This window comes from Psychroflexus salarius, from assembly GCF_900129035.1.
Classification (GTDB): Bacteria; Bacteroidota; Bacteroidia; order Flavobacteriales; family Flavobacteriaceae; genus Psychroflexus; species Psychroflexus salarius.
Map to the genome: position 1 here is coordinate 153,846 of NZ_FQTW01000003.1, position 25,496 is coordinate 179,341.

At 32.9% G+C, this 25,496-nt stretch carries 26 protein-coding genes and 1 tRNA gene; 9 read left to right on the forward strand and 18 right to left on the reverse strand.

The window, feature by feature from the left end:
- The first annotated feature begins 18 nt into the window (after positions 1–18).
- Entirely contained in the window at positions 19–1,140 is a 1,122-nt protein-coding gene (locus tag BUB82_RS05405; protein ID WP_073192587.1) for a DNA polymerase III subunit, read from the forward strand.
- A 35-nt stretch (positions 1,141–1,175) separates the two neighbouring features.
- On the opposite strand, the gene BUB82_RS05410 is transcribed toward BUB82_RS05405, so the two are convergent.
- From BUB82_RS05410 to BUB82_RS05430, 5 genes are all read right to left on the reverse strand, one after another.
- Positions 1,176–1,697 (reverse strand): OmpH/Skp family outer membrane protein, encoded by a 522-nt coding sequence (locus tag BUB82_RS05410; protein ID WP_073192588.1) that lies wholly within the window; start codon positions 1,695–1,697, stop codon positions 1,176–1,178.
- Positions 1,698–1,883: 186 nt separating this feature from the next.
- Positions 1,884–2,690: a class I SAM-dependent methyltransferase gene (locus tag BUB82_RS05415; RefSeq protein WP_073192589.1), complete on the reverse strand. Its 807-nt coding sequence runs from the start codon at positions 2,688–2,690 to the stop codon at positions 1,884–1,886.
- Between the two features lie 25 nt (positions 2,691–2,715).
- Positions 2,716–4,587, reverse strand: coding sequence for a tRNA uridine-5-carboxymethylaminomethyl(34) synthesis enzyme MnmG (gene mnmG / locus BUB82_RS05420; RefSeq protein ID WP_073192590.1), 1,872 nt, complete (start codon positions 4,585–4,587; stop codon positions 2,716–2,718).
- Positions 4,588–4,592: 5 nt separating this feature from the next.
- Positions 4,593–5,015, reverse strand: coding sequence for an rRNA maturation RNase YbeY (gene ybeY, locus BUB82_RS05425; RefSeq protein WP_073192591.1), 423 nt, complete (start codon positions 5,013–5,015; stop codon positions 4,593–4,595).
- Positions 5,008–8,433 carry a DUF4175 family protein gene (locus tag BUB82_RS05430; RefSeq protein ID WP_073192592.1) on the reverse strand — a complete coding sequence of 1,142 codons (3,426 nt, stop codon included), beginning with the start codon at positions 8,431–8,433 and terminating at the stop codon, positions 5,008–5,010. The genes ybeY and BUB82_RS05430 overlap by 8 nt, the downstream gene beginning before the upstream one ends.
- A 195-nt stretch (positions 8,434–8,628) precedes the next feature.
- Here BUB82_RS05430 and gltX point away from each other — a divergent pair, with 195 nt between their 5' ends.
- Together gltX and BUB82_RS05440 are read left to right on the forward strand one after the other, a co-directional pair.
- Positions 8,629–10,158 (forward strand): glutamate--tRNA ligase, encoded by a 1,530-nt coding sequence (gene gltX, locus BUB82_RS05435; protein ID WP_073192593.1) that lies wholly within the window; start codon positions 8,629–8,631, stop codon positions 10,156–10,158.
- Between the two features lie 104 nt (positions 10,159–10,262).
- The gene (locus BUB82_RS05440; RefSeq protein WP_073192594.1) at positions 10,263–11,222 is read left to right on the forward strand and encodes an SPFH domain-containing protein; all 960 of its coding nucleotides are present in this window, start codon (positions 10,263–10,265) and stop codon (positions 11,220–11,222) included.
- Between the two features lies 1 nt (position 11,223).
- On the opposite strand, the gene BUB82_RS05445 is transcribed toward BUB82_RS05440, so the two are convergent.
- The 13 genes from BUB82_RS05445 to BUB82_RS05505 all read right to left on the reverse strand — a co-directional run bounded on the left by BUB82_RS05445 (position 11,224) and on the right by BUB82_RS05505 (position 21,325).
- Positions 11,224–11,439 carry a DUF6327 family protein gene (locus tag BUB82_RS05445; RefSeq protein WP_073192595.1) on the reverse strand — a complete coding sequence of 72 codons (216 nt, stop codon included), beginning with the start codon at positions 11,437–11,439 and terminating at the stop codon, positions 11,224–11,226.
- A 3-nt stretch (positions 11,440–11,442) separates the two neighbouring features.
- Positions 11,443–11,820 (reverse strand): hypothetical protein, encoded by a 378-nt coding sequence (locus BUB82_RS05450; RefSeq protein ID WP_073192596.1) that lies wholly within the window; start codon positions 11,818–11,820, stop codon positions 11,443–11,445.
- A 5-nt stretch (positions 11,821–11,825) separates the two neighbouring features.
- Positions 11,826–12,176, reverse strand: coding sequence for a YtxH domain-containing protein (locus BUB82_RS05455; protein ID WP_073192597.1), 351 nt, complete (start codon positions 12,174–12,176; stop codon positions 11,826–11,828).
- A 141-nt stretch (positions 12,177–12,317) separates the two neighbouring features.
- Complete coding sequence (hemF, locus tag BUB82_RS05460) at positions 12,318–13,220, reverse strand: oxygen-dependent coproporphyrinogen oxidase (RefSeq protein WP_073192598.1); 903 nt, start codon at positions 13,218–13,220, stop codon at positions 12,318–12,320.
- Position 13,221: 1 nt separating this feature from the next.
- A complete protein-coding gene (locus BUB82_RS05465) occupies positions 13,222–13,971 on the reverse strand; it encodes a lysophospholipid acyltransferase family protein (RefSeq protein WP_073192599.1) in 750 nt (249 codons plus the stop codon).
- A gap of 63 nt (positions 13,972–14,034) precedes the next feature.
- Complete coding sequence (locus BUB82_RS05470; protein ID WP_073192600.1) at positions 14,035–14,445, reverse strand: BrxA/BrxB family bacilliredoxin; 411 nt, start codon at positions 14,443–14,445, stop codon at positions 14,035–14,037.
- Positions 14,446–14,554: 109 nt separating this feature from the next.
- Complete coding sequence (locus BUB82_RS05475; RefSeq protein ID WP_073192601.1) at positions 14,555–15,838, reverse strand: metal-dependent hydrolase family protein; 1,284 nt, start codon at positions 15,836–15,838, stop codon at positions 14,555–14,557.
- A gap of 81 nt (positions 15,839–15,919) precedes the next feature.
- Positions 15,920–17,206 carry a hemolysin family protein gene (locus tag BUB82_RS05480; protein ID WP_073192602.1) on the reverse strand — a complete coding sequence of 429 codons (1,287 nt, stop codon included), beginning with the start codon at positions 17,204–17,206 and terminating at the stop codon, positions 15,920–15,922.
- Positions 17,203–17,394, reverse strand: coding sequence for a hypothetical protein (locus BUB82_RS05485; RefSeq protein ID WP_073192603.1), 192 nt, complete (start codon positions 17,392–17,394; stop codon positions 17,203–17,205). Before BUB82_RS05485 ends, BUB82_RS05480 begins: the two co-directional genes overlap by 4 nt.
- 8 nt (positions 17,395–17,402) lie before the next feature.
- Complete coding sequence (lptC, locus tag BUB82_RS05490; RefSeq protein WP_073192604.1) at positions 17,403–17,972, reverse strand: LPS export ABC transporter periplasmic protein LptC; 570 nt, start codon at positions 17,970–17,972, stop codon at positions 17,403–17,405.
- A gap of 2 nt (positions 17,973–17,974) precedes the next feature.
- Positions 17,975–19,342 (reverse strand): tetratricopeptide repeat protein, encoded by a 1,368-nt coding sequence (locus tag BUB82_RS05495; protein ID WP_073192605.1) that lies wholly within the window; start codon positions 19,340–19,342, stop codon positions 17,975–17,977.
- 10 nt (positions 19,343–19,352) lie between these two features.
- The gene (locus BUB82_RS05500; protein ID WP_073192606.1) at positions 19,353–20,597 is read right to left on the reverse strand and encodes a BamG family beta-barrel-assembly machinery protein; all 1,245 of its coding nucleotides are present in this window, start codon (positions 20,595–20,597) and stop codon (positions 19,353–19,355) included.
- A complete protein-coding gene (locus BUB82_RS05505; protein WP_073192607.1) occupies positions 20,594–21,325 on the reverse strand; it encodes a type III pantothenate kinase in 732 nt (243 codons plus the stop codon). Before BUB82_RS05505 ends, BUB82_RS05500 begins: the two co-directional genes overlap by 4 nt.
- Before the next feature lie 100 nt (positions 21,326–21,425).
- Here BUB82_RS05505 and BUB82_RS05510 point away from each other — a divergent pair.
- The 6 genes from BUB82_RS05510 to BUB82_RS05530 all read left to right on the forward strand — a co-directional run bounded on the left by BUB82_RS05510 (position 21,426) and on the right by BUB82_RS05530 (position 25,496).
- Positions 21,426–21,498: transfer RNA gene (locus tag BUB82_RS05510), tRNA-Phe, on the forward strand.
- Positions 21,499–21,546: 48 nt separating this feature from the next.
- The gene (locus tag BUB82_RS05515; RefSeq protein WP_073192608.1) at positions 21,547–21,828 is read left to right on the forward strand and encodes a GIY-YIG nuclease family protein; all 282 of its coding nucleotides are present in this window, start codon (positions 21,547–21,549) and stop codon (positions 21,826–21,828) included.
- A gap of 89 nt (positions 21,829–21,917) precedes the next feature.
- Positions 21,918–22,127 (forward strand): GIY-YIG nuclease family protein, encoded by a 210-nt coding sequence (locus BUB82_RS11945; RefSeq protein ID WP_073192717.1) that lies wholly within the window; start codon positions 21,918–21,920, stop codon positions 22,125–22,127.
- 244 nt (positions 22,128–22,371) lie between these two features.
- Positions 22,372–23,097, forward strand: coding sequence for a LytR/AlgR family response regulator transcription factor (locus BUB82_RS05525; RefSeq protein ID WP_073192609.1), 726 nt, complete (start codon positions 22,372–22,374; stop codon positions 23,095–23,097).
- Positions 23,098–23,243: 146 nt separating this feature from the next.
- Positions 23,244–23,420 (forward strand): hypothetical protein, encoded by a 177-nt coding sequence (locus BUB82_RS11755; RefSeq protein ID WP_159432026.1) that lies wholly within the window; start codon positions 23,244–23,246, stop codon positions 23,418–23,420.
- Positions 23,421–23,507: 87 nt separating this feature from the next.
- Complete coding sequence (locus tag BUB82_RS05530) at positions 23,508–25,496, forward strand: tetratricopeptide repeat-containing sensor histidine kinase (protein WP_073192610.1); 1,989 nt, start codon at positions 23,508–23,510, stop codon at positions 25,494–25,496.

Below are 25,496 nucleotides of genomic sequence, written 5' to 3' on the forward strand. Positions count from 1 at the left end.
TTTTGATATTTTAGCCGTATGAATTATGATGATGTACTTGGGCTCGACCATCTTAAAAATCACCTGAAAACTACTGTAGAGAAACAACGTGTTGCTCACGCTCAATTATTCATAGGTGAGCATGGTTATGGTGTTTTACCATTAGCTCTAGCTTTTGCAGAGCATTTAGTAACCTTTGCTGGAAAAAAGTCTTATCATACTTCTATTCTTGAACATCCTGATGTACATTTTGTTTATCCTGTGAATGTCACAGAGAGCTCCTCTAAGAAACCGACAAGTCAAGAATTTCTTGAAGATTGGCGAAGTTTTATTAGACAATCACCTTACCAAAATTTATTTGATTGGTATCAGCATATTGGGATTGAAAAGAAACAAGGTTTAATTAAAGTAACTCAAGCAGAGGAAATTTTAAAGACCTTAAGTTTAAAATCCTTTTCTGGTGGCGTAAAAGTGATGATTATTTGGTGTGCTGATTTAATGAATCGTGAAGCTTCAAATAAATTATTGAAGTTAATTGAAGAACCACCAAAGGACACTTTTTTTATATTAACAACTTCGAATCCTGATCAAATTATTGATACAATTAAATCGCGTTGTCAATTACTTAATTTTCCGCCATTAAGTGAGTCTGTTATAGCTGATGCTTTAATTGAACAATCTATTGAATCGCATTTAGCAAAATCAATCGCGCATCAAGCCGATGGAGATTTTGTTAGAGCTTTACACCTCGCTTATCATAATGAAGACGAATTACAATTTGAAGATTGGTTTATATCTTGGGTACGTTCTGCATTTAGAGCTAAAGGAAACAAAGCAGTTGTTGATGATTTAGTCAATTGGTCTGAAGAACTTGCTAAGCAAACTAGAGAACTACAAAAGCGTTTTTTAGAATACTGCTTACAATTTTTTAGACAAGCATTGTTGCATAATTACAAAGCAAATGACTTAGTATTTTTAAAGCCTAATGATAAAAAGTTTAAGTTTGAAGCCTTTTCAACTTTTATAACTGGTGCTAATATTCAGCCTATTTTTAATGCGATTTCTGATGCTATTTACCATATTGAACGTAACGGTAATGCTAAGATGATTTTTACAGATTTATCGTTTCAACTCACAAGGTTTTTGCATAAAAAAAACTAGCCGAAGCTAGTTTTTTTAAAATCTTTTCAATCAAACTATTTTTCTTGAGCTAAAGAATCTTTTTTGTTTAATTCTCTTAAGATTTCATCAGTTAAGTCTAAACCTTTTTTAGCGTACATAATGTTAGCAGATTCATTAGAGCCAAAAATGTAGGTATATCCATTTTCTTTACCATAATCTGCAACATAGTCTTTTACATCATCAATGATGGCATTAATAGCTTTATCACTTTCTTGACGCAGCATTTGGCTTTTTTGCTGCTGTTGCTGTTGTAGCTGTTGTTGTTTTTGCATCAAGCGGTTTTGTTCGCTTTCTCTCTTAGACTTTGACATTGATTCCATTTCAGATTGAAACTTTTGTACTTCTTGCTGAAATGCCATAGCAACTGAATCTAATTCTGAAGACAAAGCATCGTTTTTCTCCTTAAACTCAGCTTCTGTTCTTTTCATTTTGCTGTAGTCTTGTATCAATTTAGAGTTATTGACATAGGCTGTTTTATCTTGTTGACAAGACCATAAAGTTGCAATTGTAAAAACTGAAAGAATTATTTTTTTCATGTGTATAATTTTATGCCAAAGGTATCATAATTTTTATACCGAAAAAATCATTATCATTTACTATCAAAAGTTAATATTAAATTGTTTTTACCTATCAAAATCAGAGCCTATAGTTGACGTCTAAAGCAACTTTTTACTTTTTAAATAAAAAAGTATACACAAGTATAATAAGCATGATATATGCGTTTATTTTACTTTTTTAAACACAAATTGATTTGAAGAGTAGTTTTTTGTAAGGAGTGCTTTAAGGTTTGATATTACGCCAATCAATAATCCCTTTAATCGGCTTGAATTTTTGAAAGTTTCAGATACCATTGAAATATATAATGCATCAAACCACAGAGGCATTGTTTTTATTAACTTAAATGAGTATGATTCTATTGTGTTTTTTAATCCAATTTTATTAAAATGCCAAATATGTCGAGGTACATCCCAAGCCGCCCAAAATGTTTTGTAATGTTTGGCATCGTAAGCATCGTGATTAGGAACAGCGACAATTAAAATCCCTTTATCATTTAATTGTTGGTGTAATTGTTTAAGTTTTTTGTCTAAGTCCTCGATATGTTCTAAAACATGATACAGACAAATGACATCATATTTATTTTCTTTAGATAAGGTATCGATTAATTTCACACCATTTTCTAGCGCTACTCTTCTTGCTTTCTCATTAGGCTCAAAGCCTTCTGCTTCGTGTCTTTTATTTTTTAAATAGCTAACAAACTCACCAACGCCACATCCATAATCTAAAATTCTTAAGTTTTTTTTATTGGTATGTTGTTGTATAACTTTTAACTTCCTACCGAACATGAATTTTTTAACAAACTGATAAATCTTTTCTGTTAGTGTCTTCTTTTCATTTTGGTGTGAAATATAATCTTTGAAGTTGTAGTAGGCTTCAAGGTCTTGAGGAATATTAGAAAGTCTGTATACACCTTTACCAATTTTCTTAAGTTCAAATTCTTTCTTTGAATGCGCCCAATCAGTTATTTTCATCTTGTTAATTGTTCCACGTGAAACATTATCGTCCCATATGAACTAAAAGCACAGAAATATCACTTGGATTTACACCACTAACTCGTGATGCCTGCGAAATGGTTCTGGGCTTAATCTTATTTAATTTTTCCCTTGCCTCGAATGACATGGATTTTAAAACAGAATAGTCAAAATTATGTGGGATTTTTATATTTTCTAATCTATTTAATTTGTCAGCATTTTGTTTTTCTTTATCAATGTAACCTGAATATTTGACTTGTATTTCTACTTGTTCTAAAACGCTTTTGCTAATGTTATTTTCTTCTACATAAGATTTGACTTTATCTATTTGCAACATATCCTTCATTGTAACATTAGGACGTGCAAATATTTTAAACATTTTACCTTGTTGTTTTATTGGCTTAGAATTTTTTGATTCTAATATCGGATTCATTTCACTAGTGGTTACACTTTCATCTTCAAAGAACTTTACAAATTTCTCAGATTTTTCTTTCTTTTCACACATGATATTGTATCGTTCCTTTGAAGCTAAACCTAATTCATAGGCGCGTTGAGTTAATCTGAAATCGGCATTATCCTGGCGTAACAATGTTCTATATTCAGCTCTTGACGTAAACATTCTATAGGGTTCTTCTGTTCCTTTAGTAATTAAGTCGTCTATTAAAACACCAATGTAGGCTTCATTTCGTTGTAAAATGAATTCTTCTTTTTCTTGTAGTTTTAATGCTGCATTAATTCCTGCCATTAATCCTTGTGAGGCTGCTTCTTCATATCCTGTGGTACCATTAATTTGTCCAGCAAAATAGAGATGATCTACCAGTTTAGTTTCTAAGCTATGTTTAAGTTGAGTTGGTGGAAAGTAATCGTATTCAATAGCGTATCCAGGTCTAAAGAATTTCACTTTTTCGAAACCTTCAACTGACCTTAATGCTTTAAATTGAATGTCTTCAGGTAGGGATGTTGAAAATCCATTGACATAATATTCAACAGTATTCCATCCTTCAGGTTCAACAAAAATTTGATGCCGATCTTTAGTTGCAAACCGATGAATTTTATCTTCAATACTTGGGCAATACCTAGGGCCAGCACTTTCAATGGCACCGTTAAACATTGGAGAACGATCAAATCCTTCTCTTAACAAATTATGAACTTCAGGCGAAGTGTAAGTCATGTGGCATGAGCGTTGTTTTGTTAAGGGTTTTGTTTCGTTTGAATATGAAAATTTATCTGGCTCTTCATCACCTGCTTGTTCTATCATTTTTGAGAAATCTAATGAACGCCCATCGACTCTTGGCGGCGTTCCGGTTTTCATTCTACCTGCTTCAAAGCCTAAGTCAATTAAATCTTTTGTTATGCCTGTAGAAGCGCGCTCTCCTGCTCTACCACCACCAAAGTTTTTCTCACCAATATGAATTAAACCATTTAAAAAAGTGCCGTTAGTTAAGACAACAGCTTTAGATTTTACTTCTAATCCAAGAGAGGTTTTTACACCTGCAATTTTATTATTTTTGATTAATAAACCAGCAACCATTTCTTGATAAAAATCAAGATTTTTGGTTTGTTCTAATTTTAATCTCCAGTGTTCAGCAAATAACATTCGGTCACTTTGCACACGAGGACTCCACATGGCTGGACCTTTTGATTTGTTGAGCATTTTAAATTGAATTGCACTTGTATCAGAGACTATACCGCTATAACCGCCCATAGCATCAATTTCTCTTAAGATTTGTCCTTTTGCAATACCACCCATAGCTGGATTACAGGACATTTGTGCAATGTTTTGTAAGTTCATGGTGATAAGTAATGTTTTACAACCCATGTTTGCAGCACTAGCTGCGGCTTCGCTTCCGGCGTGGCCACCACCAACCACGATTACATCATATTCATGTTCAAACATAAAAATTAGTTTTGTTCCACGTGGAACATTTGTATTTTTTCGTTTTCCTTTTTACGCATTTTTAATTGCTCTTCTTCAGTCTTATCGCCATATTTCATGCAATGTAGTACGCCGTGAATCATGACACGTTTTAATTCATCATTAAAATTCACTTCATAGGTCTTTGCATTTTCTGCAACACGTTCTGAGCTGATATATATTTCTGCTGAAATGCTTTGCCCCAAACTTTGGTCAAATGTAATTATATCAGTTAATGTGTTATGGTTTAAAAACTGCTGATTAATCTTTAGTAAATAATCATCATTACAGAACACAAACTGTAATTCTTGTAGATTGAAATTTTCACTGTTCACTACGCATTCTATCCACTGCATATATGCTTTAGGATTGTCGAGTTTAAAACCGTTTTGAGATTCAAAATTAATCATTTGTTAGTTTGAAGTATTGCTCAATAAGCAATTTAAATTTAGGTTGCAAAGGTAATTGTTGGCGGTTTAATAATTCAGTTGAATTAAAATATTCTTTAGATTTTTCAATCCAATTTTCTTGATTGCTGTTAAAAGTTTTTGTGTTGGTTTCAGCTTGGCGCTGCTCTTCTTTACCTTGTTTATTAGCCGCTTCTTCAAGTTTTAAGAGCTGGTGTTTAACCGATTCCATTTTCTGAAGTAGTTTGTTAGTAAAACCCTTCATGAGTAATTCTTGTTCAAGTTCATTTAAACTTTTATCAAGTGCGTTAGTATTGGCATCTAAACCTAATTGCTGAATACGATCTTCAAGTTGTTGTCTTAATTTTTGTTGTTGTTTGAAGATGCGATAAATTTCATCTGCATTTCCATTTGAATCAGCATTTTTTCCAGTTTGTCCTTTATCACTACTTTTCTGATTAGATTGAGGTTTACCGTTTTTACCATTTTGTTCATTCTGTCCTGAAGTATCGCTTTGCCCTTCACCTCCACTTTTTTCTCCACCTTTATCGGCTTTTTGACCTTTTTTCTTTCCGCCAGATTTTTGACCTTTTTGTTGGCCTTGTTTCATGGCTTTTGAAAGTTCATCATGAGATTTAATTATATCAGACAATTGTTGTCCTGAACCTTGGCCTTGTCCAGGTTTTGGCTTGCCACCTTGACCTTGTCCAGAACCACTCATTTGTTGTTGCATTTGATCTAGGGATTGACTTAATAGATTTGCTAATTGATTAGCATCTTTCATGATATATTGCTGATAGCTCATACCACGATCTATTTTATTTTCAGCAAGGTTTTCTAAGGTTTTTTTGGTATTAAATTTAATGTCTTCAATAGCATTGTTAACTAAAGCCGTAATCATCATATTGCGCTTTGCTAACTCAAATAAACTATCATCAACATGTTTAAAGTTTTCTCGTAATTCTGCCTGACGCCTTAATTTCGAGGCAAATAATGGGTTTTTATTAGTAAGTCTAGAGAAATCGTTCATCAATTTTTCTTGCTCAATAGAATACACAATAAGGTTATCTAAAATTTGTTTAAGCATTTCGGCATCTTCCTGCTGCTGTTTCATACCACCTGCCATCATTTGCTGTTGCATTTTTTTGGATAACTGACGCATTTGCTTGGCCGCGTTTTGCTGTGCTTTTTGTGCTTTCTGTTTAGATTGCTGCTTATTATCCTTGTTTTCTTCAGATTCAGATAGTTTTTCTTCTGCTGTGTTCTGATCTGTTTTAATATTCTCTTCCAAAAACTTATCGCTGCCAATATCCATCGGCTTTTCTAAGTCTTCATTTTCTTCTTTTAGTTGCTTAATTTCATCTTGCAGTTCTTTAAAGTCTTGACTTAAGTCTTTTTGTTTTTCTGATGAATTTTCTTTGCTTTTTGCTAAGTTTTCTTGTTTCTCAGCAAGAGATTTCAGTTCGTCTGCTAATTGCTTTTGCTTTTCTTCTACATAAAAGCGTTTGGTTAGCTCTAATAGTTGCTCTAAATTTTGTTCTTGTTTTTTCTGCTCTTTATCAAACTCATCTAGCGCATCATCTAAGTTTTCTTGATCAATTTTTTCTTGAAGTTTTTGTAGCTCATCTAACAACTTTTTGTTTTGTTCTATTTGTTCTTGGTTTTGCTTTAAGCGCTCTTCAAGTTCATTTTTATCTTGGTTTTTGCTGTCAAAATCTTTAAGTTGTTTTTCTAATTTTTTTGAATAAGATTTCATCAAGGCCATTTGTTGTTTTTGGCGCTCAACAAAACGTTTTAGCTTTTGCTTATCAGTATAATTTAATTGCTGCTTTTCTTTGCTTATTTGCTTTAAATCTGACAGTTCTTTCTCGGCTGCTTTGTTTTTAGAAAGTGATTGATTTATCTGGTTTATAGCTTCTTGTTGTTGCTTTAAATTATCTTTTTTAGCTTCGGCTTGGCTTGGTTTATTAAAGTAAAATATTTCAGATTGAGAACTTTTTTGACCATTGACTGCGTCATTATCATAAACCTTGAAAACATAACGATAAGTAAAACCAGGTTTGAAGTTTAATTCTGGATTAGGAACGGCATAATTAAAGGTTGCAAATGAATTTTTTGCAATTGAAATCGGTTGGGTAAAACTTGAATCGGTTTTTGTATTTGTAATTTCAATTTCGGCTTTTGTTAAGCCATAATCGTCACTTAACTTTGCAAAAAAATAACGTTGTTGTTGATTGATGGTATCTTGCTTAGTTTGAAGCTTAAGCTGAGGATATTCATCTTTAACTACTTTAATTTGATAACTTAGTTTTTCAAAATTTGAAAACAAAGCATTTGAAATACTGAGTTGGTAATTAAGGTTTTGAAATATTTTTTGTTGATGGCTAAAAATACCATCTTCATCTTGAAAACTTACTTTTTCTGTATCGCTCAATAAATTGACTTGGCTAGTGTGTGCAGTTGAAATTTGCCAACTAACCATTGTGCCTTCAGGTATGGTAAGGTTTCCTGTACCTTTTATATTAGAAGCTGGGCGTTTAATATAAGATGGAAACTTCAACTGTAAGTTTAAGCCTTTTAACTGTGGCGTTTGTAATAATGAAATCTTGTAAGTTCTAGATTTAATTTTATTGGCGCTTAAGTAAAATTCAGTTGTTTCTGTTAAGTTTTGTAAATTAAAAATATGACTTCCATCAGCCAGTTGCTCTAAACTAAATTTTTCATCATTAAGATGAATACTAATTTGTTCAGGAGCAATTTCACCATGCGTTATAGCCTTAATGGTAAAATCGCTTCCAGCAATCGCTTCTAAGCTATCGTTTAAAATATGAAACTGAAACGGTGCTGGCGGCTCAAATTCTTTTTGATAATTGGCCATGCGGAAATAAGAATCTGAAAAAAACTGACCTTGCCCTGAAACCCAAATCGCTACAATAATTAGCAGCGGAATAATCGCAAAACGCAGATACTTCAAATTATAGTTGAAGTTAACAGCCATTTGAAAAGGAACAGACTTAATTTCTTTAGACTTTTGCTCGATACTAGCAATGATAAATTCATTTGAAGCGCCTTGTTCTTTTAATTGAAGAATATTTGTGAGTTTATCATCAACTTCTTTAAAGTGTTGACCTATTAAGTTAGAAGCGCTATAAAAATCAATTCCTTTCGAAATTTTAGTCAGTTTTAAAATCGGCTTAATAACAAACAGGCTTAAAATAGCTACCATAATAAAACAGCCAACTATGAGTAAAATTAAACGACCAGTCGAGTTTAGCCATAAAAAATATTCTACAGCAGCTATTAAAATACTTAGCGCTAAAATAGAACCTAAGCTTATAATACTACCTTTAATTAACTGGTTGTAGTAGTATTTTTTAATAAACTGCGCGAGTTTATGTTCAATTTGTTGGTAATGCTGCATTTTGATAAATCAATAATTTGCTAAGGTATTAAAAATGCGAATGTTAATGATGTGGTTAATTGTGTTTTAACAAGCAAAGCAGATTTAAAAACATTAAACTCAATTACACATTAAAAACTTAATATTCAAACTTAATGCTTTGTACTGTTTTCTGTAAACCCTTAATTAATTTTATCTTTGTCAAAAAATAGAAATATGTCTACAAGTGTTCGCGTAAGATTTGCTCCTAGTCCAACAGGACCATTACATATTGGTGGTTTAAGAACTGCACTTTACAATTATTTATTTGCTAAGAAAAACGACGGTAAATTTATTTTGCGTATTGAAGATACTGACCAAAACCGTTTTGTTGAAGGTGCCGAAAACTACATCATTGAAAGTTTAAATTGGGCTGGTATTCCTTATGATGAAGGTCCAGGAAAAGAAGGAAATTTTGGTCCATACAAACAAAGCGAACGCAAAGATATTTATGTTAAATATGTGAATCAACTTATTGAACATGGTAAAGCTTATTATGCGTTTGATACACCAGAACAATTAAATCAACTACGCCAACAAGCTGAAGCTAAAGGAGAAAAATTTGCTTATGGACCTCAAACACGCCAATCACTTAATAATTCATTAAACTTATCCAAAACCGAATTAGATGAGCGTCTGGAACGAGGAGACGATTATGTTATTAGATTTAAAACCTCAGTAAGTCGTCATTTACACTTGAAAGATGTTATTAGAGGTTTAATTGAAGTTGATACAGCTGTTCTAGATGATAAAATATTATTTAAAAGTGATGGTTTACCAACTTATCACTTAGCTAATATTGTAGATGATCACTTAATGGAAATAACACATGTTATTCGAGGAGAAGAATGGTTGCCTTCGCTTCCACTTCATGTTTCACTTTATGAAGCTTTTGGTTGGGAACCACCAAAATTTGCGCACCTGCCATTGATTTTAAAACCCAACGGAAAAGGGAAGTTAAGTAAACGCGATGGCGACAAGTTAGGTATTCCTGTTTTTCCATTAGAATGGAACGACCCAAAATCTGGTGAAACTTCAAAAGGTTATCGAGAAGACGGTTATCTATCAGAAACTTTAGTAAATACCTTAGCTTTATTAGGTTGGAATGATGGAACCGATAAAGAATTTTATAATTTAAAGGAACTTATTGAAGCCTTTGATTTGACTAGAGTTCATAAAGGTGGAGCAAAATTTGATCCTGAAAAGTTGAAATGGTTTCAGCAACATTATTTACAAAAAGCTCCAATAAATGCTTTAGTCAACCAATATAAAACCATTTTAAATCAAAAAGGGATTGAAGTTGGCATTCCTTACATCGAGCATGTTGTGGCTACCATTCGTGAACGAGCTATTTTTGTAAGTGATTTTTGGGAATTATCACACTTTTATTTTCAAGCGCCAGAAACGTACGACGCAAAAGCTTCTAAAAAAGCTTGGAAATCCGGTACATCTGAACTAATGCGCCAATTATACGATGATGTTATTTCAACTCAAAAGCCATTTACAGAAGAAGGTTTAGAACAAGCTGTAAAAAAATGGATTAACGATCATGACTTAGGTTTTGGGAAAGTAATGCAACCATTGCGCTTAGCATTAGTCGGTGCCATGCAAGGACCAAGTATTTTTAATATTGCCGCAGCAATTGGTCAACAAGAAACCGAACAACGGATTAAAGCAGCGATAAGTAAATTTAGTGCATCTAATTAGTTTTTAACTAAATTGTTTTGCTATTCATTTAACATTAAAATTAATTTTTTATAACTAAGCTTATTTTTTTAGCTTATTTTTAAAGACAATTTAAATTATTAAATATGAACTCATTTATCACAGTCTTTATTATTGTATTTATTGTCTTTGTAATCATTTCTGGCATATTTACCGTTAAACAACAAACCGCTGCTATTGTAGAACGTTTTGGGCGATTTAATAGCGTTAGAAATTCAGGTTTGCAAATTAAAATTCCTATAATTGATCGCATCGCTGGTAGAATAAACTTAAAGATTCAACAGCTTGATGTCATTGTAGAAACCAAAACAAAAGATGATGTTTTTGTACACTTAAAGGTATCTGTTCAATATCAAGTCATGCGTGCTAATGTTTATGATGCATTTTATAAACTTGAAAGTCCAGCTGCGCAAATTACATCATATGTGTTTGATGTTGTTCGTGCTGAAGTTCCTAAAATGAAACTTGATAATGTTTTTGAACGTAAAGATGATGTGGCCAATGCAGTTAAAGCTGAACTCAACGATGCTATGCTAGATTATGGTTATGATATTATTAAAACACTAGTGACCGATATTGATCCTGATGAAAAAGTAAAAGAATCAATGAACCGAATTAATGCTTCTGAAAGGGAAAAAGTTGCTGCTGAATATGAAGCTGAAGCTGAGCGTATTAAAATTGTAGCTAAAGCACGTGCCGAAGCTGAAAGTAAGCGTTTACAAGGTCAAGGTATTGCCGACCAACGTCGAGAAATTGCACGTGGTCTTGAAGAAAGTGTAGATGTTTTAAATAACGTAGGTATTAATTCTCAAGAAGCTTCTGCCTTAATTGTGGTGACGCAACATTACGATACACTTCAATCTATCGGTGAAAAAAATAATTCTAATTTAATTTTAATGCCAAATTCTCCTGAAGCTGGAAGTGATATGCTTAATCAAATGATAACTTCGTTTAGAGCTTCTAGCCAAATTGGAGAAGAAATGAAACGTTATAATAAGGAACAACTAAATGATAATAATTCAGCTAAAGACGGCGACGGCGAATAAGCTAAACTTTTATTTTCTTCAGTAAAGTCGCTCCTATTTTCTTTAGAATGTATTTTCGACTTAATTGGGAAATTAATTCAGCCGTTAAATTGCTAAAACTAAGGCTATCTTTGATAAATGTAATATCAATTTTAGCCTTTTGTTTATAAATATCAGCTTCTAAACGTTTGATGCGCAAATCTTTATCGAGGTCTTTAAAAGAAGTGTAAGTTTTCATAATTTATTCATTAGATGTTAAATCTTCTGCTTTAGCCTCAGAATCATTAATAATTTGACTTAAAAACATGAGAACTTTACGTTCAATAATTGGTTTAGCAAAAGCAAAAATTAGTACAAAAAGCAAGGCATAAAAACCACCCATAATCAAGAAACCATATGCAATTGTGCCTAAACTTTCTCCAATTAAGAAAGACAGACCTATTGAAATAAACAAAAACAGCAATAGCCCTATGCCTCCTAATAATAATAAATTTAAGGAGGCTACAAGGCTTTTGCTTAGCTTTTTAAATGCATCTAACTTATAATACGCAATTAAGCTTTTAATGTAGTTTTGAGAGTCTTCTGAAAGATGCTCAACATGATCTTTAACTGCTTTCATTCTACTTATTTAGTAGCTGATTTCAACTCTTTTTGAAGTTTTTCATTTTTCTTTTTCAGTTCATCTAATTCAGCTTGAAGTTTTCCTAACATATCATCAGCTTTTTCATTGGTAGAATTAAAAGTATGCTCTAAGCGCTTTTCAATATCATTTTTAGTTCGATTTGTGAAGTCGACTAACTGATTTGAAATATCATCATATTGACTTGATAAATTGTCTTTTAAATCTGCGGCGCCATCTTTTAAATCTTTACGTGTTTCTTTACCACTTTTAGGCGCGTATAATAATCCTAAACCAGCACCTATAGTTGCGCCTGTTAGTAATGCGATAATTGTATTTCCTGTGTTATTTGACATGATTATATATTTTATTGTGATTTACTCAAATATACTAAAAAGCCTTCTTAATCTTGTTAATATGGGGTTAAGACTTGTTTAAGAGTCTCACAATACTAGATTTATAGGGTTTGTAGTTAAGCAAACAAATCTATTATACTGTTAAACCCATTTTTTTGGTTTACGTAAAACCTCAAGTAGTTTGGCTTCTTCAGAATGAGGCTCTGGAATATGGTTATAGTGCCACTGTACATGAGGTGGTAAACTCATTAAAATACTTTCTATACGGCCATTGGTTTTTAGTCCAAACAAAGTGCCCTTATCGTGAACTAAATTAAACTCAACATATCGACCACGCCGTATTTCTTGCCATTCACGCTGCTTTGCATTGTAAGATATATCTTTTCGCTTATTAACAATCGGAATGTAAGCTTCAGTAAATGAATTGCCAACTTCAGTTACAAAGTTGAACCAATCAGTCATGCTGTGGTTCTCATTGGCCTTTAAATAGTCAAAAAATAAGCCGCCGATGCCGCGCGCTTCGTTTCTATGACTGTTCCAGAAATAGTCATCACAACGTTTTTTGTATTGAGGATAAAAATTTTGGTCATGATGGTCACAAGCCGTTTTACAAACTTGGTGAAAATGTTGAGCATCTTCTTCAAACAAGTAGTAAGGTGTTAAATCTTGCCCACCACCAAACCATTGGTCAATAATTTCACCTGTTGAATCATACATTTCAAAATACCGCCAATTGGCATGTACAGTTGGCACCATTGGGTTTTTAGGGTGTATGACTAGACTAAGTCCACAGGCAAAAAAATCACAATCTTTAACCCCAAAATACTTTTGCATCGAACTTGGTAAAGCACCATGAACAGCTGAGATATTTACACCACCTTTTTCAAAAACTGCACCGTTTTCAATCACGCGTGTTCTGCCTCCACCACCTTCAGCGCGCTCCCAAAGGTCTTCTTTAAATTTTGCTTGACCATCAACTTGCTCTAAATCCTTGGTGATATGGTCTTGTAATTGTTGAATATAAGTGTAAAATTCATCTTTCATTTTAAGCAGCTTTAGCGGGTAAAATATGTTCTGTAATAGTTGCTTCAACTCGGTCAATTAAAGTATCGTAGTTGTCAAATTCAGCCAAGTCTAAAGTCTGGTGGACTTTAAATTTTAAGTTTAAACCTACATTCATCGGGAACATTCCAAATTTTTGTAATTTCCATGAGTTATTAATACTTACAGGAACAATTTTAGCAGTTGGGCAGTGTTCAAATAAGGTTTTTAATCCATTTCTTGAAAAGGCTTTTGGCTTACCAGTTCTAGAGCGTGTTCCTTCAGGAAAAATAACGGCAGAACGATTAAATTGATTTAAATATTGACCAAATTTTGAAATTGCATTAAGCGCTTGATTTCTATCGTTTCGATCAATTAAAACTGAACCGCCATGTTTCAAATTATAAGAAATACCTGGAATTCCTTTACCTAATTCTTTTTTTGAAATAAATTTAGGATGAAGCTGCCGAAGATGCCAAATTAAAGGTGGAATATCGAACATACTTTGATGATTAGCAATTATAATATGTGGTTGATTTCGTTTAAAGTTGAAGTTATTTTCAAAACTTACCCAATTACCAAGTAAATTGAGACATCTTAGTAGAAAGAAATTAAAGATATCAACACTTTTTTTGTGGGCTTGGTAACCGAAACCTTTAAAGCAAATTACTTGTACCACATGAAAAATAACTAAGCATAAGCCAAATGCTAAATAAAATGGAACTGATAAGATGCTAGCAATAATTTTTCGCATGGGGTTTAAAAGACAAAAGCCGTTTAAATAACGGCTTTAGGTTAATTAAAAATTTATAGCAGATTAACAATGCTCATCATAAGCACTTTTTAAGTTATCGGCTATCATTTCAGCCGGTCTGCCTTCAATGTGATGACGCTCTAACATGTGTACCAATTCACCATCCTTAAATAAAGCCATTGAAGGTGAACTTGGTGGAAATGGTACCATTTGGGCACGTGCTTCGTCAGTTGCTTCTTTATCAACACCAGCAAATACCGTTACTAAATGATTTGGTTTTTTAGAATGCTCTAAAGATTGTTTAGCGCCTGGACGTGCATTTGCAGCAGCACAGCCACAAACAGAATTAACAACCACTAATGTAGTTCCTGATTTTGCTAAAGCATTAGAGACATCAGATTTACTTTTTAATTCTTGAAAACCGATGCTAGTTAGCTCTTCTTGCATTGGCTTAACGAGTTCTTGTGGATACATATCTAGTAATTTTAAAGACTTAATATTAAGATACAAATATAGAATTTTTCAAATTGGTCGACATGCGCATTAACTTAAATTAAAGGTTGTAAGGTATTCTTTTTTGATGTTATGGTTTCACATAAACTTTTCCGCCTTTCATCACGAAATTAACCTTTTCCATCAAAGAAATATTTTTTAATGGATTTCCAGGAACAGCAATAATATCAGCCTGTTTGCCTTCAGTTAAAGACCCTAATTGGCTGTGTACTTTTAATAGTTTAGCCGCTATAATTGTTGCTGACTGTATGGCTTCTAAAGCTGGCATTCCGGCTTCAACCATATAAGTAAATTCTTTAGCATTGTCGCCATGTTTAAAAACTCCTGCATCAGTTCCAAAGGCAATATTAACGCCATTTTTATAGGCTTTAGCAAAGGTGCCTTGAATTTGAGGTCCAACGGCTTTGGCCTTTGGCACAACGACTTCTGGATAGTAATTAGGGATTTCAGCTAATTCAGCAACGCTTTTTCCTGCTGTGATTGTTAGGACAAGATAGGCATCATATTGCTTCATAAGCTGCATTGTTTCTTCACTCATGTAGGTACCATGTTCAATAGTTTTAATTCCTGCTTTAATCGCACGTTGCATGCCATTGTCACCGTGCGCATGTGCAGCTGTCAAAAAACCATAATCATTTGCTGTTTGAACAATGGCTTGAAGTTCATCATTAAAAAATTGTGGGTTTTGCCCGTTTTTAGCTAAGCTTAAAACGCCACCAGTAGCTGTAATTTTTATGACATCTACGCCGTTTTTATAGCGCTGTCTTACTGCTTTTCTAGCATCTTCTGGACTATTAATAACACCTTGTTTTGGTCCAGGGTTTCCCATAAGTTCTTTTCGATACCCATTTGTAGGGTCGGCATGACCGCCAGTAGTTGCAATTGATTTTCCGGCTGAATAGACGTGAGGACCAATTACGTAACCTTTGTTAATAGCATCTCTTAAGCTTGTATTAACGCCACTACCACCTAAGTCTCTTACCGATGTAAATCCAGCTTCTAAGGTAATTTTAGCATGTTTAACAGCTTTAAAAGCCACATCGGCATCATTTTCGGTAAAGCGTTTTATGTAGCCGTTTTTTGAAGTTTCGGTTTCTAAATGCACGTGCATATCAAACAAACCTGGCATTACAGTAGATGATTTTAAGTCGATGTAATTAGCCTTAGAAGGAATTTTAGTGTAGCCTTTTTTTATACGCTTAATGCTGGTGCCTTCAACTATTATTGTATGTTCTTTAAGTAATTTGCCTTTTTCAACATCGATAAAATGACCGGCGTGAATATAAGTGGTTTGTGCAAATGTTGTGATTCCGAAAAATAAAAAAACACTACATACTTTTAGTAAAAATTTCATACGCTTACAATTTTCAATCTGACCAAATATAATGAAATATAGCTTTAAATAATTGAAATTGCTGTGTAACTAATTTTCAAATTAGTCCTCACCAACACGAATGTAGACGAGTTCAATTTTTTTAGAAGAAGCTTCTAATATTTTAATATGAAAATGCTCAATTGTAATTTCACTTCCAATCTCAGGAATTTCTTCAGCGTGATTAACAATTAATCCGCCAAGGGTTTCATAATTATCGCTTTCAGGTAGGTTGAGTTTATAGCTTTCATTGAGATAATCTACTTCATGACGGGCAGAAAATTTGAAGTGATGTTCCGAAAGCTGTTCTTCAGTAAGTTCGGCTGAATCGTGCTCATCTTCAATTTCTCCGAATAGCTCTTCTACAATATCTTCTGTGGTCATTATACCGCTGGTTCCGCCATATTCATCGACAACCACCGAAATGCTGGTACGCTTTTTAATCATTAAGTTTAAAACGTCTTTAACGAGCATAGTTTCAGGAATAAAAACGACTTTACGAACTATTTCTCGCAAATGTTTTGGTTTTTTAAAGAGTTCAAATGAATGGATGTAGCCCAAAATGTCATCATTATTAGCTTGATAGACTAAGATTTTAGAAAGTCCAGTTTCAGTAAATTTTGTGCTTAGTTCGTCTTGATGTACATCAATATCTACTGAAACAATTTCATTTCGGGGAATCATGACTTCACGGGCTTTTACATCTGAAAACTCTAGGGCATTTTGAAAGAGTTGTATTTCAGAGTCAACTTCTTCTTTTTCATCAATAGCTTCCATTTGTTCATTAATGTAATTGCCTAACTCTACTTTGCTGAAGTTTAATTGAACTTGGTCGCCTTCAACTTTAAAAAACACTCTTAACACTGAGTCTGAAATCCAAATAATGAATATAGAAATAACATAAAAGATGCTGTAAAAAATAAATGCTGGTATGGCAAATACCTTTAACATGGTATTGGCGTAAACTTGAAAAAAAACTTTGGGTAAAAATTCTGCTGTGAGTAAAATAACTAATGTTGAAATCAAAGTTTGTGAAAACAAACTTGCTTCGGTTAACAGATATTCTAAAATTATATTATTGTAAGGCGCTAAACTTTGAAACCAATCGATAATTAAATCACCCATAAAAATACCGTAAACCACTAGTGCGATATTGTTGCCAATAAGCATAGCTGCAATAAACTTTGAAGGTTTATTGGTAAGTATTTTTAGAACTTTGCTGGTTAAATTTTGTTGATTTTTCTCTAGTTCTATGTGAACCTTATTTGAGGATACGAAGGCTATTTCCATGCCAGAGAAAAAGGCTGAAAGCAGTAGTGAAGCTAGAATTACCAGAATGGTGACACTCATTTATTCGACTTATCTTCGTATTTTTTCCTGAATCTACGTTTGAAGAAATACATAAACACAGCTACTGCAGATAAAAATAGATATAAATAACTTTGTTGTTGGTTTTCAGACCAAGATTTTATGGCTTCATAAATAAAAAAAGCCGCAAAGGCAATGTAGGCGTATTCAAAGTACTTAAAAAATTTCATACTGTTTTTTATAATTCGTTGTCTTGGTCTATAATCTGTTTCCCTCTATTTGATCTTGAAATGAAAATAGTAAATTTTTGATTAGCATCAAAGCCTTGTCCATTATTTGTAGTGCCGTTAGGCATGGTAATCGTGTAGTTTTGATCTGTAAAAATCCAGCCTTTATTTTGATCCCAGTATAACTGTTCGCCTTGTAAAACTAAACCCTCTGCGGTTGTTATTGAAACGCTGTCTTGCATATCTACTAAACCCGTTTGTTCATAAATGATGGCATATTTGGCAAAAATGCTAGACTTAGATGAATCAGCATCAAAAAAATCGACATCTACTGTATTGGGAAATTCACGATATGGAAATTCAAAATGGGTATAATCTAGAACTAAAGGGCTTCTTAAATTGACTTTTACTTTGCCACTATCGGTATAAAACAGGTTAACGTTGTAAGCTTTTGCTTGTGGGTCATTAGAAATTTGATTGCGTTTATTAACCTCATCTAAGTTACCTTTACATGAAAAAAGTATTGTTGCCCAAAGCAAAGCAACAATACTTTTTTTAATGATTATAAGGTTTCGAAACATGTTTAGTAGCTCGGTACTTTTACAGACTCGCCAACCCAACAAGAAAACGTCACTGTTTTACCACTCATGCCTTCTTGAAAAATATCGGTTTTTTGTGGCGCGCGTGCTCTGTAGCTTTCAGCAGCAGCAGCTGCATTAGATTTTAATGCAGGGTCTACACGGCCAGCACGGTTAGCATAATCTGCGGCTAACCAGTAGATAGCTCTTTTCTCGAAACTTGTTTCACCACAATTGTTAGCACTTTTTGCATACATTTCGGCAATTTTTAAATAAGCAGCTCCAAGTGAAGGCTTTATGTTAAGCGCTTTTCTGTAGTAACTTCTTGCTGAAGAGTAACTTCCCATGTTTTTATAAGTTTCTGCGATACTGTAAAAAACACGAGCTTTATTAGATTTAGACTCTTCTAAACTTGCTGATTGTTTATAGTAATCAAGTGCTTTATTCATTTCTCTATTTTCTTGTGCTAAACGGCCTAAATATAAAGCGGTTTTAGCTGAAGGTTCTATTTTATTTTGAGCTTCAACTACTTTAAAGAAAATAGGGTCTGAAGTACATTCTTTAGCATAAAGACGACTTGCTGCATTTTTTAACCACTCGATATCGGTTTTCTTAGCATCAAAATCTTTTTGGTACATAGGAATTAAGTTATCACAATCGGCTTTACTTCCTAACAAACCATTAACACTACCTTTAATTTTACTGTAATTTCTAAGGTAAATTTCAGAATTCTTTAATATTCGCTTTTCACGTCTTGTTAACTCTTCATTGTTCTGTTCCTTAGCAATTAAAGGCTGAGCTTGCGCCGCTTTCTTGTTTTCTTGAGTTTCAAGAAGTCCAATAACTTCATCGTACTTATCAAATAAAAATTGGATGTCACGTTTGCCTTTATCATTCAGCGTGTTGGCTGTTCTAAAATAAGCATAAAGGGCAACTGGATTATCAAAATTATCGGCATCTTCTTTCACAATAGCTTCAAAAGCTTCTAATCGTTCCTCTAAAGTCCCAATTTTATTTTTGTACTTAATAAGTGCAATGCTTTCAAGTACGTCAGCATTATTGGTTTTTTCAGGAAAATATTTTAAACGTAGGTTTTGGTTTTTGATATACTTCTCAACCAAGCTTAATTTTTCTTCTTTAGTCTCAGCAGCTTCAATTAAATCTTCAAGCATTTTTTCACCACGTTGGTAAAGAAGAAGTTTTGAGTCTGAACATTCAGCTATAAGTTGCTCATATTTAGGTAAAGCATCTTCATAATTTTTAACCTTAGCACTTTCATTAAATAGGCTAAGTGTAACCATACAATCTTGTGCCATTGCAGCTACACTAAAAAACACACTCAATAATGTAAATAATAACTTGTTACGTTTCATAATAGCAATTTTAATTAAATTTTGATTTAATAAACCATTTGTCGTTAAAAGAAAAGCTTAAGAAGACACTTAAGTAATTCTCTTCAATTAAATTATTGTTTTTTGTTCCGCGGGTAAAGTATTCAACACCAATATTTGCATTAGTAAATACACGACCAGCTGGTATACCTACACCAAAAGTTATACCAAACTCATTAATATCTTCACCACGATAGTTTAAACCTGTTTCTTCAAAACGAATTCCAGCACGATAGGTTAATCTATTGTAAAAGCGTACAGGATCATTGTAACGCGGTGTAAAAAAGCCGCCTAATTTGAAGGTTTGGGATGCGTTGTAGGACACATCGCTATTAAAATTGAAATCTAAATCGTTAAAATTAGATGCATCTTTTGCAACATAATCAGCACCGATGTACCACTTTCGTGTTTCTCCTAAACCTAAACCAAGTGTTGTTTCAGATGGGATAGTTAAGGTTGAGGTGTTTTCAGGAAGCTTATTTTCATCAATAACAACCACATTATTATTTGTAAATATTTGTACAGAAGCCAAGCGTCTATTAATTGTGGCATCAAGTTCTGCTTCAGGTTGATAACTTGCGGAAGCTCTTAAATAAGTATTCTTAGAAATTTTGAAATCTTTCATCACCCCTAAATCAAAGGTAAAGCCGCGTATTTCATTTTTTATAATTTCACGCGTAGCGTATTGCACTTGTGCTTGTGAGACAATGTTTTGATAATCTAAAGTCCCAAAATTATAATTAACAGAACCACCAATTTTAAAATTGTTAAATAGCTCTGTTCCAGCACTAAAATATACTGAATTCAAGCCTCCTTTACCTTCAAATTGGTTTGAGAATTCAGCGTCTCTAGTTTCAATATTATAACCTACTGAAGTGACAGGCTTTAAACCTACTCCAACACCAAATCGATTAAAAGGAATACCAATGGAAAGGTAATCAAAAGTGGTGTAAGTTTGACTCTCACTTTGAGAATTAGTTTCAGTATTTAAGCTATTTACCGTCATGCTAGCTGCTAAGGCTGTATAGCCTAAATCACCATATGCTGCTGGATTTTGAAGATTAAGGTGAATACTATCTGATGCAGAGGATAAGCCTCCCATAGCTCTATTTTCGGCGGTTCCCTTAAACGAGTCGTTACCAATTCCTAGAAACGAATATGGCGAAAACGTGCCTTCTTGTGCGTAGATGCTGAAGCTTACAAGCAACAAAATAACTGTGCTGAAGTATTTTATCATGAATTTTTATTGTATTCTAAAATGAAATTCAAACCCTTAACTAAAAAATTTGAAGTCGCAAATATGCTATTTTTTAAACGAGTTGACAAGATTTGATGGTCGCCACCTGTTAAAATAACTGTTAAATCTTCATAATCAGATAGATAATCAGTAATAAACCCATCAACCTCTTTAACTAACCCAACTAAAGCACCAACATGCATAGATGTTTCAGTGGTATTGCCAATCAAATCTTTATTTAACTCTTGCTTAGTTAATAACGGTAATTTATCAGTAAACGTATGCATAGCTTTAAATCGCATGTGTAAACCAGGTGATATGGCGCCACCATGATATACTTTTTTTCTATCTATAAAATCGTAAGTTACACAAGTTCCGGCATCAATTATTAAACAATTTTTTTGCGGAAATTCTTTTATAGCCGCGCTTACCAAAGCTAAACGATCTAGGCCAAGCGTTGTCGGTGTTTTATAGTTATTTTTAAAAGGAAACTCACTTTTGTGTGATAAAATATGAAGTTTTGTACGTCTTTCTAATAGTTGAAGCAATTGCGGTTGATCCTGTTTAGTTGAAGCGACGATGCTGTACTTAATAGGGTAATTATTTAGAATCTTTTCTGTACGACTAATTGCTATCTCATAGTTTAAAGTTACGCTTGATATTAACTTATTGTTATTAAAAACAGCCAGTTTAATCAAACTATTACCTGCATCGACAATAAAATTCATAAGTATATGAGTTATTACGCAAAAATACGATTTAAAAAATTTAAAGCTTTTATTTTGGTAGAATGATAAATGCATTTATATTTGCATCCGCAAAACTACCGGTGCCTTAGCTCAGTTGGTAGAGCAAAGGACTGAAAATCCTTGTGTCCCTGGTTCGATTCCTGGAGGCACCACAGTTTTAAAAGCCCCACAATTAGTTGGGGCTTCTTTTTTTTCTGTCGATGCACTTTTTATACATTATATATTCAAAATCACAGGACCGATTTTATGTTGGTGAAACTTCAGACCTAAATTACCGGCTTGAGTTGCATAACACGCATCATTTTAAGGGCAGTTATACTAAAATAGCAAGTGATTGGGCGTTTGTTTTGCAGCATGAATGCTCGAGTAAAACGGAAGCTTTATACTTAGAGCGATTTATTAAGCGAATGAAAAGCAGAAAATTCATAGAAAAAATTATCAATGACCCAAAAATTTTAATGAACATTAGTCAAAGGGATTAATTGTCCCTGGTTCCTCCGATGCTTCGGAGCTGGAGGCACCACAGTTTTAAAAGCCCCACAATAAGTTGGGGCTTCTTTTTTTTCTGTCGATGGACTTTCTATATATTATATATTCAAAATCAAAGGACCGATTTTATGTTGGGGAAACTTCAGACCTAAATTATCGGCTAGAGTTGCATAACACGCATCAGTTTAAGGGCAGTTATACTAAAATAGCAAGTGATTGGGCGTTTGTTCTGCAGCATGAATGCTCGAGTAAAACGGAAGCTTTATACTTAGAGCGATTTACAATAAGATAATTAGGTTAGTATCTATAATTTTAGGTTAGGGTAATTTAAGACTTAATTTTTCTCTTTAAATCAAAACAAAATTAACTACAATATTTTCATTAGAATTATCCATCAAATTTTATTAAAGTATAACTTTATCACATAAATCAGCTGTTTTGACCCTAAAAAGTACGGTTTTTGCTCACTTTTTTTACGGTTTTTGTTCACCAACTTTAATTTTTAGCGATGTATTTTTAGCCTAAAATTTAAAGTTATGTTTAAGGTCTTACTTATTTCTCCTCAACTAAAACCAATAAAGACTCATCTTAACCAATTAAAAATTTCAAATCAGTTTCAATTCATGTATGCTTCAACTGTAAATGAAGGTATTGATTTGGCTATTGATTTCAATTTAAACTTAATTGCCTTTGATATTGATTATTTTAAAGATCAGCTTAGTCAAATTGTACTAGATTTTAATCAATCTTTAATAATTCCACCTAAATTTATTGCTCTTTCATCAACAGAGCATTTGGCATTTAAAGCATTTCAACTAGGGTTTTACGCTTATTTTCTTCAGCCTTTAAGTGCGCTTGATTTTAAAAAATTAGCTTTAAGGTTAAAACATGATTTTCCTGATTTAATTACAGAAACAAAGATATGCTTGCAGTCTCATAAAGACTTTCAATACATTAATACGAATGAAATTTTATTTTTAAAAGCCGATAGCAATACCACTGATATTTATCTTAAAAATGACAAAATAGTAACAGCCTACAAAACACTAAAGGTATTCGAAGAGAATTTACCTATAAATTTCACGCGCATTCACCGAAGCTACATTATTAATAAAAACCATATATCACGTATTAATTTTGGTAAACAACGTTGCACCTTATTAGGAACGGTCATTAAAATCCCTTTTTCTAAAAGTTTTAAGCCAGCCATCCACCAAATTAATCAGCAGCTTTCAGGTTTTGCTTTAAGTGCTTTAAATTAAGTACTTACTCGTATTTTATACCAGTTGACAGCTAAACGTGGTATGTTCACATGATTTTGTTTTTAAGGCCTTTGTCTTCATCACTTTGGCTTTAATTTTACACCTGTCAACAACACAAAAACAAAATTTAATTTAAAACAAGACTTATGAAAACGATTAAAAATTTTGCATTATTAGCCTTATTTACTTTAGGATTAACTGCTTGTACTGAAAACAGTTTTAGCGATACACAAGAACTTAATGATATGAGTGCAGAGCAAAGTGATAATTTTACAGGAGATGAAACTGAAGTTCCTGATGGAAGTAAAGGTTCTCATGACTAAATGATGAATAATTAAATTATAATATTATATTTTTACAAAGTCAGTTGAAATTAATCAACTGACTTTTGTTTTTAATAAGAATTAAGGTTGAAGGTTTTAAGTTTACTTATATTTTTAAGTTTATTTTGGGCTTGCCATAGGCAAGAACCTGAAAAAGTTGTACCTAAAAACTTAGCAGAAGCAATTCAGCAATACCAATCGACTCATGATAAAACTCAACAATTCCAATTATTAAATAAGGCCAAACAACTTATCATTCGTCAACCAGATTCTATTCAAAATCTTTATTTATCACAATTTGCATACGATTATTTAAAATTGGGCAATACGTTTGAATTTAAGCAGCTTAACCAATTAGCGTTTAAAAAAGCGAAAGCAGAAAACAACTGGTTTAAGTTAGGTGATGTTGAGTGGAATTACGCCAGCTATTATAATAACCTACAAGTTTACGATTCTGCATTCTATCATTTTAAAGAAGCTAAAGTCTATTTTACCAGAGCCGACAATCATTATCATGTGGCCCAAATGCTTTACGGCATGGCGTTTATTAAAAGCCGTTTTCGTGATTATAGTGGCACTGAAAATTTAATTTTTGAAGCTTTAAACTTATTAAACAATCAAAAAGAGTATCAATCTTTTTATTACAGTTGTTACTCTTTATTATCGGTCTTATCTAAAGACAAAGGAGATTATCGCCAAGCTTTAGGCTATCAAGAACAAGCCTTAGATTACTTAGATGATTCGTCGGCTTCAAAAAATAAACAAATTGCGAGTTTAAATAATATCGGGATTATTTACCATGAAACAGGTCAATATCAAAAAGCGATTAACCGCTACAAAGAAGCCTTAGCGCATGAAGCCTTACAACTAAACACAAACTTGCATGCTAAATTATTAGATAATTTAGCTTACAGTCAATTAAAACTGGGCGATACCTCTAATGTTCTTAAAAGTTTTAATCAAGCTTTAGAGATAAGAGAAGGTTTAAAAAATGCATCAGGAATTGTAATTAATACGATTCATTTAGCGCAGTATTATGATGTAGTTAATCAGCCTCAAAAAGCAATTTTGCTAGCTGAAAAAGCTAAAGACTTAGCAAAAGACATTGAAAACCCAAGAGATTACCTTGGTGCGTTAAAGCTGTTAGCAAGTTTAGACCAAGAACATGCTAATGCTTACCTCAACCAATATATTAGCTATAACGACAGCATTAATTCAGTTGAGCGTGATAATCAAAACAAGTTTATGCGTATTGCTTATGAAACCGACCAATACAAAGCAAAAACCAAACAATTATCTCAACAAAACTTACAACTTATTATTGTCGGCTTAAGCTTTTTTGTGGTAATTACTTTAGTTTACTTTATTAGAAATCAGTTTATTTTAAAAGAAAAATTAGCCCTTGAAAACGATATACAGAATGCCAATCAAGAGGTTTATTTACTGACTATAAAGCGACAATTAGAGTTAGAAAAAGAACGTTTGCTTGAGCGTAACCGCATTGCCGAAGATTTGCATGATGGTGTTTTAAGTAAGTTATTTGCCACGCGATTAAACTTAAGTTACTTACCTGTAAACCCGAAAGATAACAATTTAGACTTACGCGAAAATTACCTGAACGAGTTACAACAAATTGAACAAGAAATTAGAGATGTTTCGCATACCTTAAGCTATCATTTCAGTGACTCTGAATTGGGTTTCAGTAAAGCATTAGAACTTCTTATAAAAGATAAAGCTAAAATCGCTCAACTAAAAACACAAATTAAAATTGAAGGTCAAGAACAGATTAACCAACTTTCACAAGAACAAAAGGTTAATATTTATCGCATTTTACAAGAAGCGCTTCAAAATATAATTAAACACGCTAATGCTTCTTTAATTTGTATTGAAATTAACTGCAATCTATCTCACTTAGATTTATTGATACAGGATAATGGAAAAGGCATTAATACCAATCTAAAAAATGGTATCGGTTTAAAAAATATGCGCTCTAGAGCCAAAAAAATAAATGGGCAGTTGCATATTGAAAACTGTCGACCAAAAGGAACACAAATTAGCATTTACATAAGACTTTAA